The 16,845-nt window shown below is 70.4% G+C and carries 15 protein-coding genes; 11 read left to right on the top strand and 4 right to left on the bottom strand.

Translation table 11 applies throughout. The annotated features are described in order from the left end of the window. Positions 1–3: 3 nt before the first annotated feature. From Q5716_RS00060 to Q5716_RS00070, 3 genes are read left to right on the top strand one after another with little or no spacing between them, the layout of a single operon-like run. A complete protein-coding gene (locus tag Q5716_RS00060; protein WP_305001044.1) occupies positions 4–1,257 on the top strand; it encodes a cellulase-like family protein in 1,254 nt (417 codons plus the stop codon). Beyond that, entirely contained in the window at positions 1,254–2,441 is a 1,188-nt protein-coding gene (locus Q5716_RS00065) for a mandelate racemase/muconate lactonizing enzyme family protein (RefSeq protein ID WP_305001045.1), read from the top strand. Before Q5716_RS00060 ends, Q5716_RS00065 begins: the two co-directional genes overlap by 4 nt. Further along, positions 2,438–3,211 carry an SDR family NAD(P)-dependent oxidoreductase gene (locus Q5716_RS00070; RefSeq protein ID WP_305001046.1) on the top strand — a complete coding sequence of 258 codons (774 nt, stop codon included), beginning with the start codon at positions 2,438–2,440 and terminating at the stop codon, positions 3,209–3,211. Before Q5716_RS00065 ends, Q5716_RS00070 begins: the two co-directional genes overlap by 4 nt. 151 nt (positions 3,212–3,362) lie before the next feature. Here Q5716_RS00070 and Q5716_RS00075 read toward each other — a convergent pair whose 3' ends face one another. Continuing rightward, positions 3,363–3,800 (bottom strand): Lrp/AsnC family transcriptional regulator, encoded by a 438-nt coding sequence (locus Q5716_RS00075; RefSeq protein ID WP_305001047.1) that lies wholly within the window; start codon positions 3,798–3,800, stop codon positions 3,363–3,365. Between the two features lie 103 nt (positions 3,801–3,903). On the opposite strand from Q5716_RS00075, the gene ddaH reads away from it, so the two are divergent. Continuing rightward, complete coding sequence (gene ddaH / locus Q5716_RS00080) at positions 3,904–4,758, top strand: dimethylargininase (protein WP_305001048.1); 855 nt, start codon at positions 3,904–3,906, stop codon at positions 4,756–4,758. Continuing rightward, on the top strand, positions 4,731–5,963 hold the full coding sequence (gene rocD, locus Q5716_RS00085) for an ornithine--oxo-acid transaminase (RefSeq protein WP_305001049.1): 1,233 nt from the start codon (positions 4,731–4,733) through the stop codon (positions 5,961–5,963). Before ddaH ends, rocD begins: the two co-directional genes overlap by 28 nt. Before the next feature lie 189 nt (positions 5,964–6,152). Here the strand turns inward: rocD and Q5716_RS00090 are convergent, their stop codons facing one another. Next, the gene (locus Q5716_RS00090) at positions 6,153–7,058 is read right to left on the bottom strand and encodes a TerC family protein (RefSeq protein ID WP_305001050.1); all 906 of its coding nucleotides are present in this window, start codon (positions 7,056–7,058) and stop codon (positions 6,153–6,155) included. A gap of 70 nt (positions 7,059–7,128) precedes the next feature. Between Q5716_RS00090 and Q5716_RS00095 the strand changes: the two genes are divergently transcribed. Continuing rightward, a complete protein-coding gene (locus Q5716_RS00095) occupies positions 7,129–7,878 on the top strand; it encodes a DUF899 family protein (protein WP_305001051.1) in 750 nt (249 codons plus the stop codon). Here the strand turns inward: Q5716_RS00095 and Q5716_RS00100 are convergent. Further along, positions 7,875–8,444 carry a GNAT family N-acetyltransferase gene (locus tag Q5716_RS00100; RefSeq protein ID WP_305001052.1) on the bottom strand — a complete coding sequence of 190 codons (570 nt, stop codon included), beginning with the start codon at positions 8,442–8,444 and terminating at the stop codon, positions 7,875–7,877. The two genes, Q5716_RS00095 and Q5716_RS00100, sit on opposite strands and share 4 nt — an antisense overlap. Before the next feature lie 90 nt (positions 8,445–8,534). Here Q5716_RS00100 and Q5716_RS00105 point away from each other — a divergent pair, with 90 nt between their 5' ends. From Q5716_RS00105 to Q5716_RS00125, 5 genes are all read left to right on the top strand, one after another. Continuing rightward, positions 8,535–10,625, top strand: coding sequence for an alpha-amylase family protein (locus tag Q5716_RS00105; protein WP_305001053.1), 2,091 nt, complete (start codon positions 8,535–8,537; stop codon positions 10,623–10,625). A gap of 193 nt (positions 10,626–10,818) precedes the next feature. Further along, complete coding sequence (locus Q5716_RS00110; RefSeq protein WP_305001054.1) at positions 10,819–12,099, top strand: ABC transporter substrate-binding protein; 1,281 nt, start codon at positions 10,819–10,821, stop codon at positions 12,097–12,099. Next, on the top strand, positions 12,096–13,040 hold the full coding sequence (locus Q5716_RS00115) for a carbohydrate ABC transporter permease (protein ID WP_305001055.1): 945 nt from the start codon (positions 12,096–12,098) through the stop codon (positions 13,038–13,040). Before Q5716_RS00110 ends, Q5716_RS00115 begins: the two co-directional genes overlap by 4 nt. After that, positions 13,037–13,903 (top strand): carbohydrate ABC transporter permease, encoded by an 867-nt coding sequence (locus Q5716_RS00120; RefSeq protein ID WP_305001056.1) that lies wholly within the window; start codon positions 13,037–13,039, stop codon positions 13,901–13,903. The genes Q5716_RS00115 and Q5716_RS00120 overlap by 4 nt, the downstream gene beginning before the upstream one ends. Before the next feature lie 2 nt (positions 13,904–13,905). Beyond that, positions 13,906–15,840, top strand: coding sequence for a cellulase family glycosylhydrolase (locus Q5716_RS00125; protein WP_305001057.1), 1,935 nt, complete (start codon positions 13,906–13,908; stop codon positions 15,838–15,840). Here the strand turns inward: Q5716_RS00125 and Q5716_RS00130 are convergent. Continuing rightward, on the bottom strand, positions 15,783–16,835 hold the full coding sequence (locus Q5716_RS00130; RefSeq protein WP_305001058.1) for a LacI family DNA-binding transcriptional regulator: 1,053 nt from the start codon (positions 16,833–16,835) through the stop codon (positions 15,783–15,785). The two genes, Q5716_RS00125 and Q5716_RS00130, sit on opposite strands and share 58 nt — an antisense overlap. Positions 16,836–16,845: the final 10 nt, after the last annotated feature.

Genomic DNA, 16,845 nt, shown 5'->3' on the forward strand with positions numbered 1-16,845 from the left:
GCAATGACGAGCCTCGACCTCATCACCCAGCCGCTGTCGATCACGATGTGGGACTCGTCGTGGCTCCGTCGGCGCTACCGCGGCGGCGGCTTCGAGGACTGGGACCGCGCCCTCTCCGAGCTCGTCGAGCGCGGCTACGACGCCGTGCGCATCGACGTCTTCCCGCACCTCATCGCGCGGGGACCGGGCGGAGACCTCGTCGAGCGCTTCAAGGACGTGCCCAACCAGTTCCCGCAGTTCTACGGCTTCGGCATGTGGGGCAACCCGTGGACGATGTACATCGAGCCGCGCAAGGCTCTCGTCGAGTTCCTCACGAAGTGCCGCGAGCACGGCGTGAAGGTCGCCCTGTCGACGTGGTTCAAGCCGACGGATGACCGTCGCAACGAGCAGATCGAGGGGCTCGACGAGTTCGTGCGCGTGTGGCAGGAGACCCTCGAGTTCATCGACGCGAACGGACTCATGGATACCGTCGTGTACCTCGACGTGCTCAACGAGTACCCCAACGGCCACGTCTTCTCGTGGCTGCACCGGACGGTGAAGACGATGGCGTGGCCGCCGAACCCGAAGGGCGGCTACAACGACCGGCAGCGCGACTTCCTGTGGGGCTTCATCTCCCAGGCGATCGAGCGCCTGCGGGCGAGCTGGCCGCAGCTCACGATCTCGACGAGCTTCACCTTCGACAGCTTCGAGCGCTACTTCGAGGGTCTCGACCTCGGCGTGCTCGAGTTCCTCGACGTGCACATCTGGCTCAACTACCTGCCCGGCTTCGACGACGTCTCCGACTACTCCCGCACGATCGAGCGGCACGGCCGGCCCGGGGAGCTGTTCCGCACCGAGCAGGGCGGCAACGCCTACGCCGAGGATGCCCGGCTCATCCCCCAGGACTACCACTACGACGAGACCTACGCCGCCGTGCTCGAGGCCTGGGAGTCCCGCAAGGGCGAGTGGGTCGCGAAGTTCGAGGACCAGGTCGACCGGGTCGTCGCCGCGGCCCGCCCGCACAACCTGCACGTCGGCCAGACGGAGGCGTGGGGGCTCGTCAACTGGCTCGACCACCCGCTGCTCGACTGGCGCATCCACCGCGAGACCGCCGAGATCGGCACCGCGATCGCCGCCCGTCGCGGGTACTCGTTCGACTGCAGCGCCAACTTCTGCCACCCCCACTTCCTCGGGTTCTGGGACGACGTGCCGTGGCACCGCAGCATCACCGATACGATCCGCTCGGGCATCCCGCGACTCGATCGGGACCGCGCATGAGGCTCCGCGCGCTCACCACCTACCTGTGCGACGCCTACCGCACGAACTGGGTGCTCGTGAAGCTCGAGACCGAGGACGGCCTGCACGGCTGGGGCGAGGCGACGCTCGAGTACAAGGAGCACGCCGTCGAGCAGGCGATCCTCGTGCTCGAGGCGTCCCTGCGCGGTCGCGACCTCGGCGACATCCAGGGCTGGTGGCAGGAGGCCTACCGCGACGCGTACTGGCGGGGGGGAGCGGTGCTCACGAGCGCGCTCTCGGCCATCGAGATGGCGCTGTGGGATCTCAAGGGCAAGGCGGCCGGGATGCCCGTGCACGGGCTCCTCGGCGGTGCCGCCCGCGCTGACATCCCGTGCTACGCGAACGGCTGGTTCGCGGGGGCGCGCTCCCCGCGGGAGTTCGCCGACAAGGCGGTCGAGGCTGCCGAGTGGGGCTACCGGGCGATCAAGTGGGACCCGTTCGGGTCGGCGTTCCGGTCGCTCACGGCGGCCGAGCTCGCCGCGTCGATGCGGGTCGTCGAGGCCGTCGCATCCGCCGTCGAGGGGCGCGCCGAGATCATCATCGAGGCGCACGGGCGCTTCGAGCTGCCGACCGCGCAGCGCATCGCGCACGCCCTCGAGGGAGTCGACGTGCTGTGGCTCGAGGAGGCGCTCATCCCCGGCAACCTCGCCAACTACTCGCGGCTCAAGGAGCGCACCACGACGCCGCTGTCGCTCGGCGAGCGGCTGTACACGCGGTGGGACTTCCGCGAGGTCTTCGAGTCGGGCTGCGCCGACTTCGTGCAGCCGGACGTGTCGCACGCCGGCGGGATCTGGGAGACGCGGATGATCGGCGCCCTCGCCGAGCTCTGGCAGGTCGGCTTCGCCCCGCACAACCCGTCCGGGCCGGTCGCCAACGCGGCGACGCTGCAGCTCGCGGCGTGCTCCCCGAACTTCAGCTACCTCGAGACGATGGCGACCGACGTGCCGTGGCGCGGCGAGATCGCGACCGAGTCGTCCGTCATCGCGCACGGGGTGGCCCGGGTGTCCGACGCCCCGGGACTCGGCGTCGAGATCGACGAGGCGGCGCTCGCCGGGCATCCGTTCGTCCGCCACGACCTGCGCCACTACTCGGGGGCGCTCACCGACATCCGGCCCGCCGACCAGGCGGCCCGGCACGACACGTCGCACGAGGGGATGACCGTATGACCCGGCCGCTGGAGGGCAAGTGGGCCCTCGTCACCGGCTCCGCCCACAACCTCGGGCTCGCGATCGCGACCGAGCTCGCGGAGCAGGGGGCGAGAGTGCTCGTGCACGGACTGCACGGAGCCGAGGAGGCGGCCGCTCGCGTCGCCGCGGCCGTGCCCGGCTCCGCGCCGCAGTCGCTCGCCTTCGACCTCGCCGACCCGGATGCCGTCGCCGAGGCCTTCGCGGAGCTCGAGGTCCGCGGCATCCGGCTCGACATCCTCGTGAACAACGCGGCGCACCTCGGCATCACCGACGTCGCAGCACTCGACCAGTCGGGGGACCTGTTCCGCGACGTGCTCGAGGTGAACGTCTTCGGCACCTACCAGTGCTCCATCCTCGCGGCGCGGGCGATGGCGGCCCACGGCGGCGGGTCGATCGTGAACATCTCCTCGCTCGCGGGGCAGCGCGCCATCCACGACCGCCTCGCGTACAACACGTCGAAGGCGGCGATCGACGGGATGACCCGCAGCATGGCGATCGACTTCGCCGAGTACGGGGTTCGCGTCAACGCGATCGCGCCGGGCTACGTGTGGAGCGACCGCTGGGAGGCGATCGGCGACGAGGAGGCGGTGCGCCGTCGCGCGCGCATCCCCGCCGGCGCCGAGACGACCCAGCGCGAGATCGCGAGCCTCGTCGCCTACCTCGCCTCGGGGAGCGCGCCGACGCTCACGGGCGAGGTCATCGCGATCGACGGCGGGCTCGCGGCGCAGCAATCGCCGCGCGCGAGCTAAGGGGCGAGGTCACCCCGGCGGCCGCGTGTGGTGGCGCGGCCGCCGCGGTTCTCGGATGCCCGCCCGTGCTTTTCGGCGGGATCCGCAGGCCGCGGCGTCCGGATCGCGCCGAAAGGCGCGGATCGGGGGACCGAGGGGCGACGAGCGAGCGTCAGTCGTGCGTGCGGTGGATGAGCCGCGAGAGCACGATGGCGGAGCGCGTGTGGTCCACGTTGGGGGCGATGCGCACCTTCTCGAGCGCGACCTCGAGCGAGGGGATGTCTCGGGAGCGCATGTGCACGATGGCGTCCGCCGAGCCGGTGACGGTACCCGCATCCACCACCTCGGGCACGCCGGAGAGGATGCGCTTGAGTTCCTCGGGGGCGACGGTGCCGCGGCAGAACAGCTCGACGTAGGCCTCCGTCGCCATGCCGTCGACGGCGGGGTCGACCTGGATGGTGAAGCCCCGGATGACGCCGTCCGCGACGAGCCGGTCGACGCGGCGCTTCACGGCGGAGGCCGACAGGCCGATGACCTCGCCGATGTCGCCGTAGCCGGCGCGCGCATTCTGGCGGAGGAGGTCGATGATGCCGTAGTCGAGGCTGTCCATCCGTGCATCCTACGATGAAATCGTGCGTGAGGGCATACTCAGACGCAGGTTCGGTGCGCTGCACGCTCTGACATTGCGGATAGGTGCGTGTGACACTGGATGCATGACCATGACCGATCCCGCGACGACGGCCACGAGCCGCATCCCGCAGCCCAAGACCGTGCTCATGTGCCGACCCGAGCACTTCACGGTCAGCTACCGCATCAACCCGTGGATGCACCCCGAGGACCCGACGAGCACCGCCACCGCCGTCGCGCAGTGGGAGGTGCTGTACCGCACCTACCTCGACCTCGGATTCGACGTGCACCTCATCGAGCCGATCGCGGGACTTCCCGACATGGTCTACGCCGCGAACGGGGGCTTCGTCCTCGACGGCATCGCGTACGGCGCGAGTTTCACCTACCCGCAGCGCCAGCCGGAGGGCCCCGCCTACATGGACTGGTTCCGCGAGCAGGGCTTCGACGTCCGTGCCCCCGAGGAGGTCAACGAGGGAGAAGGCGACTTCCTCCGAGTTGGCGACGTCATCCTCGCGGGCACGGGCTTCCGCACCGACTCGGGCAGCCACGACGAGCTCGCGCGAATCTTCGGCCGCGAGGTGGTGTCGCTGCAGCTCATCAACCCGAGCTTCTACCACCTCGACACCGCCATCGCCGTGCTCTCCGACGGCACAGGACCCGAGCCGGCGAACATCGCCTACCTGCCGAGCGCGTTCGACGAGGCATCCCTCGAGGAGATCCGCACCCGCTTCCCCGACGCGGTCGTCGTCACCGAGGAGGATGCCGCGGTGCTCGGCCTCAACTCGTTCTCCGACGGCTACAACGTCGTCATCGCCTCGCGCGCGAAGGACTTCGAGCGCCAGTTGCGCGAGCGCGGCTACAACCCCATCGGGGTGGACCTGTCGGAGCTGCTGCTCGGGGGAGGAGGCGTCAAGTGCTGCACTCTGGAACTTCGCCGCTGAGCGCCGACCTCATCGAGGCCGAAGAGGCCCACCTCACGCACAACTACCACCCGCTGCCGGTCGTCGTCGCCTCCGGCGAGGGGGCGTGGGTGACGGATGTCTCGGGCCGGCGCTACCTCGACTGCCTCGCGGCGTACTCCGCGGTGAACTTCGGGCACGGGCATCCCGCGCTCGTCGCCGCGGCGCGCGAGCAGCTCGACCGCATCACGCTCACGAGCCGCGCGTTCCACAACGACCGCCTCGGGCCCTTCGCGGAGGCTCTCGCGCGTCTCGCCCGCAAAGACATGGTGCTGCCCATGAACACGGGCGCCGAGGCCGTGGAGTCGGCCGTGAAGGTCGCCCGCGCGTGGGGCTACCGCGTCAAGGGCGTACCGGCCGATCGCGCGACGATCATCGTGATGGACGGCAACTTCCACGGCCGCACGACGACGATCATCAGCTTCTCGACCGACGAGCAGGCGCGCGCCGACTTCGGGCCGTTCACCCCCGGCTTCGTGGTCGTGCCGTACGGGGATGCCGCGGCTCTCGACCTCGCGATCGACGAGAACACCGTCGCCGTGCTCCTCGAGCCGATCCAGGGCGAGGCCGGGATCGTGGTGCCCCCGCCGGGCTACCTGGAGGCGGTGCGCGAGATCACCTCGCGCCACGGCGTGCTCATGATCGCCGACGAGATCCAGTCCGGGCTCGGGCGCACCGGGTCGACGTTCGCGTGCGACCGGTCGGGCGTCGTGCCCGACCTCTACCTGCTCGGCAAGGCGCTCGGCGGGGGAATCGTTCCCGTGTCGGCGGTCGTCGGCAACGCCGATGTGCTCGGGGTGCTGCGTCCCGGCGAGCACGGCTCGACGTTCGGCGGCAATCCGCTCGCGGCGGCGGTCGGACTCGCGGTCGTCGAGCTGCTCGAGTCGGGCGCCATGCAGGAGCGGGCGAGCATCCTGGGCGACCGGCTGATGGGCGGACTGCGCTCCCTCCTCGGGCGCGGCGTCACGGAGGTGCGCGGCATGGGGCTGTGGGCGGGAGTCGACATCGACCCGTCGCTCGCGACCGGCCGCGAGGTGTGCGAGCTGCTCATGGAGCGCGGCGTGCTCGTCAAGGACACGCACGGCTCGACCATCCGCTTCGCCCCGCCGATCGTGGTGGAGCCCGAGGACCTCGACTTCGCCGTCGAGCAGCTCGAGGCGGTGCTCGAGGAGCTGGCTGCTCGCTAGACCCAGTTCGCTGCGAACGCCGGAACCCGAGCCGTCGTTCGCGGCGGGCTGCTGCGCGCGTGCGCGGGGTGCCGCTGAGCGCGGCCTCCGGATGCCGCATCCCCCCCCGTTTCTCAGGAATATGCGACCACCGGGTGGATAGTGCAACCGGCGCCCGGATATTCCTGAGAAACAGGGTGGAGTGGGCTGCTACCCGAGGCCGGCGGGCTCCTGGTGGTCGTCGTCGGGCGAGACGGCGCCCGAGACGGGCTTGCGCGAGAGCGAGACGGCACCCGCATCCGGGTTGTGGGACGTCGCCGCCGCGACGGCCGGCCGGTCATCCGCCTTCGTGTAGGCGTGGCGGAGGTGCACAGGCTCGATCGCCGCACCCTGCCGCTTCTCGATGCGCCGCTTGTACGCGAGGTTGAGCGCCTCGACGACGATCGCGAATGCCATCGGTACGTAGATGAGCGCCTTGTCGATCTTGACGCCGAAGCCGTCCGCGATGAGGAACACGCCGATGAGCACGAGGAAGGCGAGCGCGAGCATCTTGACGCTCGGGTGCTTGTTGACGAACGCGAAGATGAACTTCGCGGAGAACAGCATCACGCCGAACGAGAGTACGACGGCGACGACGATCACGAGCAGGCTGTCGATCATCCCGACGGCGGTGATGACCGAGTCGAACGAGAACACGATGTCGATGAGCAGGATCTGGATGATCACGCCGACGAACGTGACCGACTTGGCCTTGCCGCCGGAGTGGTCGGATGCCGCCCCCTCGAGCTTCTCGTGGATCTCGTGCACGGCCTTGTAGATGAGGAAGCCACCACCGGCGATGAGCACGAGGTCGCGACCGGAGAACCCCATCCCGAAGAGGGTGAAGAGGTCGTCCTTGAGGCTGATGAGCCAGGATGCCGCGAACAGCAGCCCGATGCGCATGATCATCGCGAGGGTGAGCCCGAGGTTGCGGGCCTTGGCCTGCTGCTCGACGGGGAGCTTGCTCGCGAGGATCGAGATGAAGATGACGTTGTCGACCCCGAGGACGATCTCGAGAACGATGAGGGTGAGGAAGGCGACGATGAGATCGGGCGTGATCTCGAGGGCGAGGTCCATGCTCCCAGGGTAGGGGGAGCCCGCCTGGGAAGGTGATGCGAGTTCGCGCCGGAATGTGTACGCTGTGAACATGGATGCGCCTGCCCCCGCCCCGACTGCCACCCCCGTTGCCATCCCCGCCATCGTCGATCGCGAGTCGTGGCTGCGCGAGCGGAACGAGCTGCTCGTGCGGGAGAAAGCCCACACCCGCGAGGGCGACGCGATCGCGGCCGCCCGACGCCGGTTGCCCATGGTCGAGGTTCCTGACGTCGAGGTCGTCGGCGCCGACGGGCCCGTGCGCTTCAGCTCCCTCTTCGGCGAGCACGACGAGCTCGTCGTCTACCGCCATATGTGGCAGGACGGCCAGCCGTTCGAGGGTCAGTGCGAGGGCTGCACGATGAGCGTCTGGGACTTCCGCAACTCGATCTACCTCGCCGAGCGCGGGGTCGCGTTCGCGGTGCTCTCGAGGGGGGCGTGGGAGGAGCTCGAGCCGTTCCGCGAGTTCATGGGGTACGAGCATCCCTGGTACTCCACCGCGGGCGTCGACGACGTCGGGGTCGCGGGGGACATGGGCGGCGAGATCGCGAGCTACCTGCGCGTCGGCGACAAGATCTACCTCACCTACGAGACGACCGATCGGGGCAACGAGGTGCTGCTGGTGTCCCTCAAGCTTCTGGACATGACGGTGTACGGCCGCAAGGAGGTCTGGGAGGACTCACCGGAGGGATGGCCGCAGGGCGAGTTGTGCGCGTTCTGGCGCCGGGACGGACGCCCGACCGCCCAGTGGACGCGGCCCGGAGTCGGCGCGGTCGCCGAAGGCGACCACGAGCACCACCACTAGCTCAGCGGCAGCCGCATCACGACCCGCGGGAAGCCGTTGAGCACGGACGTCGTGTCGGCGGCTTTCACGAACCCCGCCTTCTCGAAGAGCGCGCGGGTGCCGACGTACGCCATCGTGAGGTCGACCTTCGCGCCCGCGTTGTCGACCGGGTAGCCCTCGATGGCGGGGGCGCCGTGTGCCCGGGCGAACTCGACCGCCCCCGCGAGGAGCGCGTGCGAGATGCCCTGACCGCGGTGGCCGGGCCGCACTCGGATGCACCACACCGACCAGACGGCCGAGTCATCCACGTGGGGAATCGTGCGGTTCGTCGCGAACGACGTGTCGGCCCTCGGATGCACGGCCGCCCAGCCCACGACATCGTCGCCGTCGTACGCGAGCACGCCGGGCGGCCCCTCGGCGAGGAGCTCGCGCACCTTCTCACCGCGCTCCTGCCGGTGCAGGGACAGGTTCACCTTGGAGGGCACGCGGTAGCTCAGGCACCAGCAGACGTTCGAATCGGGGTTCTTCGGCCCGACCATCGTGGCGATGTCGTCGAAAGAGGTCGCGGGCCGCACGTCGATCGCCATGCGGAGAGTCTGCCGGAGTCGGCCGACACGAGCGAAGCCTTGACGGGATGCGTGTGCGCCCCTACGTTGTAAACCGGTTTACACGAAGGGGTGCGACACGCCATGATCATCGACCACCACGGCTACCGATTCCAGCTCGACGAGGGCAGCGGTGCCGCGAGGCTGAGCCCGCTCGCCGACGATGCTCCGGTCTGGCAGGGCACGCTCTACCCGGCGCTGCACGTGCAGGATGCCGCGGGTGCCCGCCGCACGCTGCACGCAAGCGGCACGCCCGACGGCGCCGCCGTGCGCCTCGACTTCGGGGGAGAGGCAACCGGCTCCCTGACGCTGCGCGAGACGGACTTCGGCCTCGAGCTCGCCGACCTCGAGCTCGACCTGCGCGGGCTCGCCCTCGTCGACATCCTCCTCGGCGCGAGCTCCCTCACCGACGAGCAGCGCACGCGGGTCTCCGACCCGGACTTCCCCGAGTGGCCCGACTTCCGGTCGGGGGCGGTGTGCGTGCCGAGCGCGAGGCCGGCGCCGCCGGCGAGCATCCTGCGGCGCTGGGACCTCGGGCAGGCGACCGTGCCGCTCGGGCTCTTCGGCCCCGCGCTCGGGAGCCCCTACGGCGCGGCGTTCCCGCGGCCGGTGTACGCGGCGGCGTTCGGCGACGACCGCGGCTGGCTCCTGGCCGGAGCGGGAGAGGTGCCGGATGCGGCGCTCACCCTCGAGATGCGGGGCACCTCGGGCGCCCTGCGCTGGCGCTACCGCGAGGACCTCTGGGCGCCGCCGGCCGGCCCGCGCCGCTGGCCGAGTTTCGCGCGCGTCTCGTGGGGGCGGACCGCGGTCGCGGCGTTCGATTCGTACTTCCGGTCGTTCGAGCGCGGGCGCCCCGATGCGTCCTCCGCCGCTGCCGCCTCCGCGTGGAACTCGTGGGGCGACTTCCGCCGCGGCGACTTCGACGTGCCCGCGGCCGTCGCGGCGGCGGTGGGGCTCGAGGCGGAGGGCTACGTGCTCGACGACGGGTGGGAGTCGAGCGAGTCATCCGGCCTTCCGCGCACGGACCGCTTCCCGGACCTGGTGGCGACCGCCGAGTCGGTGCGCGCCGCCGGCCTCGAGGTGGGCTTCTGGCAGTCGGTGGGCTGGATCGTCGACCTCGAGGAGGCGGGGCTCGGCCCCGACGACCTCATCCCCGGCGTCGATGGCACCCCGCGGACCGCGAACTGGGGCATGGACCCCCGGGATGCCGCGCACTGGGCGCTCGACCCGAGCTCGCCGCGCACGCGCGCGTTCCTCGAGCAGCGCATGCGGCGGATCATCCGGGAGTACCGCCCGGCCGTCATCAAGCTCGACTTCGGCTACGGGCTCCCCGGACCGGACACGGGGGCGCCCCGCGACCCGGCGTACCGCGGCGATCGGCTCGGCGACTCCCTGTACCGAATCCTCGCGGACGCGGCTCGGGACGAGGACCCGGGCGTGATGATCCAGCTGTACGGCATCCACCCTCTGCACGCGCAGATCGCCGACCTCGTCGCGCTCGACGACATGGGCGACCACGGCGACCACGCGGAGGCGGAGGGCCACCGGCACTGGAGCGTGTGGGCGGCGCTGCTCGGCGCGCACGGGGTCGTGGTGAACGGCTCGAGCGGCTACTTCTGGGACCAGGACGGCGAGGTCGTGCTCGACACGGCCGTGCTCGGCTCGCCGGGCGCGGTGCTCCCGCTCTTCGACGAGCGGCAGCGCCCGACGGCGCGGCAGCTCGCCCGCCGTCGCGCCATCAACCGTTGGCACCGCACGACTTCGCGGTGGGATCCGCTGTGGCTCGATTCCGAGCTCGGCCGCATCGACGTGCAGCCGCGCGTGGTGAGCTGGGGCCGCGTGGAACGCGGCGGAGTGCTCGCGGCCCTGTGCCTGCGCGCCGAGTCGGCGGGGCGGCTGGATGACCCGGCCGTCGCATCCCTCGCCCACTCGGGCGATTGGGCGCTCGTGTCCCTCGACGGCGCAGGGGTCTTCGACGGGCCGACCGCGGTCATCCCGATCACCTCCGGCGTGCTCGAGCTGCCCCGCGGGGTCGAGGCGGTCGAGCGCTGGGCGGACGGCGCCGCCACCCCGGTCGAACCGGACTTCGTCGAGGGCCGTCTCGTCCTCCGGGCGACGGAGGCCGACCTCGACGCGGGACTCGAGGGCTGGGTTCTCAAGTGAATCGGTTTACTTACGTCATCGGCCTTATCGCCCGCAGTTTCGGGCGCAGTATTGACACTCGTCGAGCGCCAAACGTAGTATCCACTCAACCGGTTTACTAGAATCGGAGCCGCGAGCCCGAGAACGGCGAATCATCCGGCTCGCACGATAGGTCCTCACCCGCATACCGCACCCCCTCAACAATGGAGCTGAGATGAACACTCGAACGAGACGACCCGCTCTCGTCCTCGCCGCGGCGTCGACCGCCGCGGCCCTCGCCCTCGCCGGCTGCACCGCCGGCGGCGGTTCCGACGCCGACTCGATCACGATCCTCACGGCCGCCTCCCCGGGCACCCCCGGTGGCGATCTCTTCCAGTCCGTCATCGACGACTTCACGGAGGAGTCCGGCATCACCGTCAACGTCGAGTTCGGCGGCGAGGAAGTGCCGCTCGTCTTCGAGACCTCGGTCGCCGCGAACAAGCAGGCCGACCTCGTCAACATCAACCCCGTCGCGAACCCGCTCAGCTGGATCGACAACGGCATCGTCGTCCCCGTCGACGAGTACCTCGACGAGTGGGGGCTCACCGACCGCCTCCTGCCCGCCGCGCTCGCCGAGTGGACGCGCGACTCCGACGGACAGGTCCAGGGCTTCCCCTTCGAGGGCTACCAGTGGCCCGTGTGGTTCAACACCGCGCTCTTCGAGCAGGCGGGAGTCGACATCCCGACCACGACGGACGAGCTCATCGACGCTGCTGCGGCCCTGCGGGCGGCGGGCATCCAGCCCTTCGCGATCGGCGGCAACGACTGGAGCGGCCAGAAGCTGCTGCTGCAGATCGCCCAGTCGTACCTCACCCCGGAGGAGGCCAAGGAGGTCTTCACGAACGGCGGCTGGTGCTCGACCCCGGCGGCCCTCAAGGGCCTCGAGCTGTTCGTCGAGCTGCGTGACGCGGGAGTCTTCATCGACGACGCCGGCGGGCTCGAGGCATCCAGCATGTCCGCCGCCTTCTACACGGGCCAGGCGGCCATGATGAGCGCCGGCTCGTGGGAGATGGCCAACGTCGAGGAGTCGCTCGCCCCGAACGTGCTGTTCGGCGGGTTCCCGGTGCCGGCCGACGGCGAGTACGACCTCCCGACCGCCTACCAGGGCACTGCGAACGGGTACTGGATCTCCACGAAGGGCGTCGAGAAGATCGACCTCATCCGCCAGTTCATCGAGTACCTGTACAGCCCCGAGGTCGCCGCGCGCTACGTGAACGAGGCGCAGGTCATCACGGCCCTGGAGACCGACCCGGCGCTGCTCGACAGCGACATCAACCCGCTGCTCGCCCAGATCACGAGCGAGCTCCCCGCGACCGTCGAGTACGCCGTCCACCCGGACAAGTACATCCCCGGCACGCTCACCGAGCAGTTCATCCGTCAGACCGCCCTCGCCTTCCAGCCGGGCACCACGGCCGACGCGGCCTGCGCCGCGCTCGACTCCGTCTACGGCGGATGACCTCCCTGCCCACCTCGCCGGCCGTGCTCCCCTCCCCGGGGGCACGGCCCGGCGGCGGGGCGCGCGCCAGGCTCCACAGCCGGCGCCGCAACGCCGCCGCGCTCTACGCGCTCCCCGCCTTCGCGTGGTTCGTGATCTTCCTCGTCGGTCCGCTCGCGAGCGTGTTCGTGATGAGCATGCAGAACGGCACGACGCTCATCGCGAAGTCCGAGTTCGTGGGCTTGCGCAACTTCGAGCGCGTCTTCGCCGACCCGCTGTTCTGGAAGGCCATGAGCAACACGGCGCTCCAGCTCGTCATCGTCGTGCCGATCATGGTCGTGCTCGGCTTCATGCTCGGCTACTACCTCTTCCTCAAGCCGCCGTTCGCGGGGGCGCTGCGCATCATCTTCTTCACCTCGTCGCTGTTGTCCGCGTCGACGAAGGCCATGATCTTCTACTCGCTGCTGTCCCCGAACGGCCTTGTCAACCAGCTGCTGTCGGCGGTGGGCCTGGATGCTCTGACCACGAGCTGGCTCGCCAACAGCGCCACCGCCCTCCCCGTCATCATGATCGTCGACCTCTGGGCGGGCATCGGGTTCCTCGCGATCCTGTTCAGCGCCCAGCTCACGAGCGTCTCTGGCGACATCATCGAGGCATCCCGCATCGACGGCTGCGGCCACTGGCGCTCCATGTGGCACGTCGCGTTCGGCATGGTGCAGGGCTTCGTCGGCGTCATCGCGATGCTGCAGTTCCTGTGGACGCTCTTCCTCTCCGCGACCAACGTGCTGCTGCTCACGAAGGGCGGGCCGGGCACGAGCTCGCAGACGCTGTCGTTCCTCATCTACACGAAGGCGTTCGAGCAGTCCGACATCGGGTACAGCCAGGCCGTCGGGGTGGTGCTCTTCGTCACGGGCATCCTCGGCGCCATCCTCATCCGTTCCGTCCTGAGGAGCCGCACATGACCGCCCCCGCCGTCGCGCGCCGCCGTCGGTCGCGCCCCCGCACGACCCCGCTCATGGGGCTCGCCCACGTCGTCGTGTGGCTGTACGCCGCGGCGCTCGTGCTGCCGCTGTACTTCCTGCTCGTGTCATCCCTGAAGAACAACACCGAGATCTTCTCGGCCGGCTTCGCGCTCCCGCCCGAGTGGCGCTTCGACAACTACCTCAAGGCGTGGAGCTTCACGAGCCTCGGCGACGCGCTGCTGAACTCCGCGTACGTGACGATCGGCGCCGAGATCCTCATCGTGATCGTCTCGATCCCCGCCGCGTACGGGATCGCGAGGAGCGACGGATGGCTCGGCAAGCTCGTCGAGCGCAGCCTCGCCCTCGGCTTCCTCATCCCCGGCTTCGCCGCCCTCGTGCCGACCGTGTTCCTGGCGATCGGGCTCGGTCTGTACCGCACGCGCGAGTTCCTCGTCCTGTACTACGTCGCGGGGGCCATCCCGCTCTCGGTGATCCTGCTCGCCCAGTACATGAGGGCGATCCCGAAGGAGCTCGAGGAGGCCGCGACGGTCGAGGGGGCGAACCGCTTCCAGATCCTCGTGCGCATCTACGGGCCGCTCGTGATGCCGGCGCTCGCGACCGTGCTGCTGCTGAACTTCATCAACATCTGGAACGAGTACATCGTCGCCCTCGTCATCGCGGGCTCGACGATCGACACCCGGACGGTGCAGGTCGCGCTGCCGACGCTCGTCACCAACCAGCTGTCCCAGTACGGAGTGCTCGCGGCGGGCACGATCATCACGCTCGTGCCGGTGTACCTGTGCTACCTGCTGCTCAAGAAACGAATGGAGAACGCACTCATCTCGGGTGCGCTGAAAGGTTAGTGGTGTCTGCAGAACCCCTCGACCGCCCCGGACCGCACCTCGACTCGCAGGTGATCCTCGGCGTCAACTACTGGTCGCGCGCGGGCGGACCGTTCATGTGGCGTGCCTACGACGACACGGTCGTGCGCGAGGAGCTGCGCACCCTCGTCGACGCCGGCTTCACGATGACGCGCTCGTTCCTGTTCTGGCCCGACTTCCACCCGGAGCCGGGAGTGATCGACGAGGAGCGGATGGCGGCGTACGACCGCTTCCTCGCCGCGAGCGAGGAACTGGGCATCCCGACCATCCCCACCTTCCTCGTCGGGCACATGTCCGGCGAGGACTGGGACGTGCCGTGGCGCGACGGTCGCGACCTGTACACCGACCCGTTCATGCTCGAGCAGCAGGGCTGGTTCATCCGTCGCGTCGTCGAGCGGTTCGGCCCGTCGCCGGCGGTGTACGGATGGCTCGTCTCCAACGAGTTCACGAACTACGCGGGCCAGTCCGATCCCGACTCGGTGCGGCTGTGGGCGGAGACGTGCTGCGCCGCCGTGCGCGACGGCGGCAGCGACAAGCCGCTCTCGCTCGGCGACGGCGCGTGGACGATGGAGCTCAGCGGCCGCGAGTCGGGCTTCCGCATCCGCCGCCAGCTCGACCTCGTCGACTTCATCGGCCCGCACAGCTACCCGATGGGCACCGACCAGGTGCGCGTGCACTCGTCGGCGGCGTACTCGTGCGAGCTCGCCCAGTTCGGCCTGCCGGTCATCCTGGAGGAGTTCGGCGTGCCGGACGCGCTGTCGTCGGATGCCGCCGCGAGCGACCTGTACCGGCAGTCGTTCCACCTCTCGCTGCTCGCGGGGGCGACCGGCTGGATGCCGTGGAACAACACCGACTTCGACCTGTGGGAGCAAGACCCGTACCGCCACCACCCGTTCGAGCTGCGCTTCGGGCTCACTCGAGCGGACGGGAGCCCCAAGCAGCAGCTCGGCGAGGTGACCGCGTTCCGGGAGATCCTCGACCGGGTGGACTTCCCGCGCACGCGACGGGAGGCGACGCGCACGAGCATCCTGCTGCCGTCATTCATCGACCAGCACCCGCGCATCTCCCCGGAGGAGCGCCCGGCGATCTCGGTCGTGACTCACCACGCCTACCTCGCGGCGCAGCGAGCCGGACTCGCCCCCGCGATCGTGCGCGAGCTCGACGAGCTCGAGCGCACCGACCTCGTGATCGTGCCGTCGAACAAGCTCATCACCGCGCCGACCGTCACGCTCCTCGAGGAGTGGGCGGCCGCCGGCAGTCACGTCTACTGGTCGTGGTTCAGCGGGGTGAGCGGGTCGCACCGCGGGTCGTGGTGGCCGGATGTCGCGGCCCTCGCCGGGATGCCCCACACCCTGCGCTACGGACTGCGCGAACCCGTCGACGACGTCGTCGAGTGGACCGTCACGACGCCGTTCGGATCTCTCGCGGCGGGGGAGTCTCTCCTCTTCCCCGTCGCGGGCAGCATCGAGGCCCGCCACATGCTGCCGCTCGACGACTCGGCGCTGCCGGAGGGCGTCGAGGTGCTCGCGCGCGATCAGCGCGGCCGCGCCGCCCTCGTGCGGCGCCGGGTCGGGGATGGCGCGGTGTACCTGTCCACGTACTCGATCGAGTACTTCGGCGCGACGCGCGAGCACTCGAGCCGCGACGACGACGTGCTGCGGCTCTACGCCGCGCTCGCCGCGGAGGCGGGGGCGGCCGGCGAGGTCGCGTCGGGCGATGACCGGGTGGTCGTCGACGGGCTCCGGCACGAGGACGGGCGCCGCTTCACGTGGTTCGTCAACGTGTCGGGCGACACCGTTCCCGTGACGCCCACGCTTCCCGCGGGCGAGTCGCTCGAGGGACTCGACGGCGCGCCAGCGGCTCAGTTCGAGCTCGAGCCCTTCGGGGTGCGCGTGCTGGAGCGCCGCACCCGCAGCTGAGCGCCGATGCCCGGGGCGACGTGGGGCACCTCGTCGCCCCGGATCACGGCGAGCAGCATCTGCGTCGCGCGGCGGCCCATCGTGCGGTAGTCGCAGTGCACGGTCGTGAGCGACGGCACCACGTAACTCGCGAGGCTCACGTCGTCGAAGCCCGCGACCGCGATGTCGTCGGGCACCCGGTAGCCGTGCTCGGCGAGCACGGACATCCCGGCGATCGCCATGATGTCGTTCGCGTAGAAGATCGCCGTCGGCGGCTCCGGCAGGGCCAGCAGCTCCTCGGTCGCCCGGACACTGCCGTCGGCGCTGAACTCGCCGTCGACGAGCGGTCCCGGCTCGAGCCCCGCGGCGCGGATCGTGTCCGACCAGATCTGCGTGCGGCGGCGGGCGTGGCGCAGGGTGCTCGGTCCGGAGACGTGCGCGATTCGGGTGTGCCCGTCGTCGAGGAGGTGCTGCACGAGCTCGCGGACTGCGGGGGCGCTGCCCGTGCCGACACTGGGGAACGGGCATCCCTTCGGCGGCGTCCCCGCGACGATCGCGGGGGCACCCATCGCCTGCAGCCAGTCGAAGCGCTGATCGCGCTGGCGGAGGTCGGTGAGCAGGAACCCGTCGACACGGCGCTCGCCGAACAGTTGGGTGTAGGCGTCGCGCTCGGTCGTCGTGTCGCTCACGAAGCGCAGCACGGCGGCGTAGCCGGCGCGGCTCAGCACTCCCTCGACCCCGGCGATGAACGCCGGGAAGAACGGGTCGTCCTCGAGGAGCTCCGCGGGTCGGCGGAGCACGAGGCCGATCGCGTGGGACGCCGCGCCGCTGACGGCGCGGGCGGTCGCGCTCGGCGTCCAGTTGAGCTCGAGGGCGGCCGCGCGGATGCGCGCGATCGTCGGCTCGCTGATGCCCTGTCCGCCGTTGAGGGCGCGGGAGACGGCTCCCTTCGAGACGCCGGCGCGAGCCGCGACATCCGAGATCGTCGGGCGCTTGGCGCGGGGGCTCTCGGACATGCCAGCCAAT

This window comes from Antiquaquibacter soli (genome assembly GCF_030580675.1).
Classification (GTDB): Bacteria; Actinomycetota; Actinomycetes; order Actinomycetales; family Microbacteriaceae; genus Rhodoglobus; species Rhodoglobus soli.

What these genes read in the sequence shown, in the direction of transcription:
- Q5716_RS00060 (WP_305001044.1), top strand. Translation starts at nt 4, where the DNA reads ATGACGAGCCTCGACCTCATCACCCAGCCGCTGTCGATCACGATGTGG.
- Q5716_RS00065 (WP_305001045.1), top strand. Translation starts at nt 1,254, where the DNA reads ATGAGGCTCCGCGCGCTCACCACCTACCTGTGCGACGCCTACCGCACG.
- Q5716_RS00070 (WP_305001046.1), top strand. Translation starts at nt 2,438, where the DNA reads ATGACCCGGCCGCTGGAGGGCAAGTGGGCCCTCGTCACCGGCTCCGCC.
- Q5716_RS00075 (WP_305001047.1), bottom strand. Translation starts at nt 3,800, where the DNA reads ATGGACAGCCTCGACTACGGCATCATCGACCTCCTCCGCCAGAATGCG.
- ddaH (WP_305001048.1), top strand. Translation starts at nt 3,904, where the DNA reads ATGACCATGACCGATCCCGCGACGACGGCCACGAGCCGCATCCCGCAG.
- Q5716_RS00090 (WP_305001050.1), bottom strand. Translation starts at nt 7,058, where the DNA reads ATGGACCTCGCCCTCGAGATCACGCCCGATCTCATCGTCGCCTTCCTC.
- Q5716_RS00095 (WP_305001051.1), top strand. Translation starts at nt 7,129, where the DNA reads ATGGATGCGCCTGCCCCCGCCCCGACTGCCACCCCCGTTGCCATCCCC.
- Q5716_RS00100 (WP_305001052.1), bottom strand. Translation starts at nt 8,444, where the DNA reads ATGGCGATCGACGTGCGGCCCGCGACCTCTTTCGACGACATCGCCACG.
- Q5716_RS00110 (WP_305001054.1), top strand. Translation starts at nt 10,819, where the DNA reads ATGAACACTCGAACGAGACGACCCGCTCTCGTCCTCGCCGCGGCGTCG.
- Q5716_RS00115 (WP_305001055.1), top strand. Translation starts at nt 12,096, where the DNA reads ATGACCTCCCTGCCCACCTCGCCGGCCGTGCTCCCCTCCCCGGGGGCA.
- Q5716_RS00120 (WP_305001056.1), top strand. Translation starts at nt 13,037, where the DNA reads ATGACCGCCCCCGCCGTCGCGCGCCGCCGTCGGTCGCGCCCCCGCACG.
- Q5716_RS00130 (WP_305001058.1), bottom strand. Translation starts at nt 16,835, where the DNA reads ATGTCCGAGAGCCCCCGCGCCAAGCGCCCGACGATCTCGGATGTCGCG.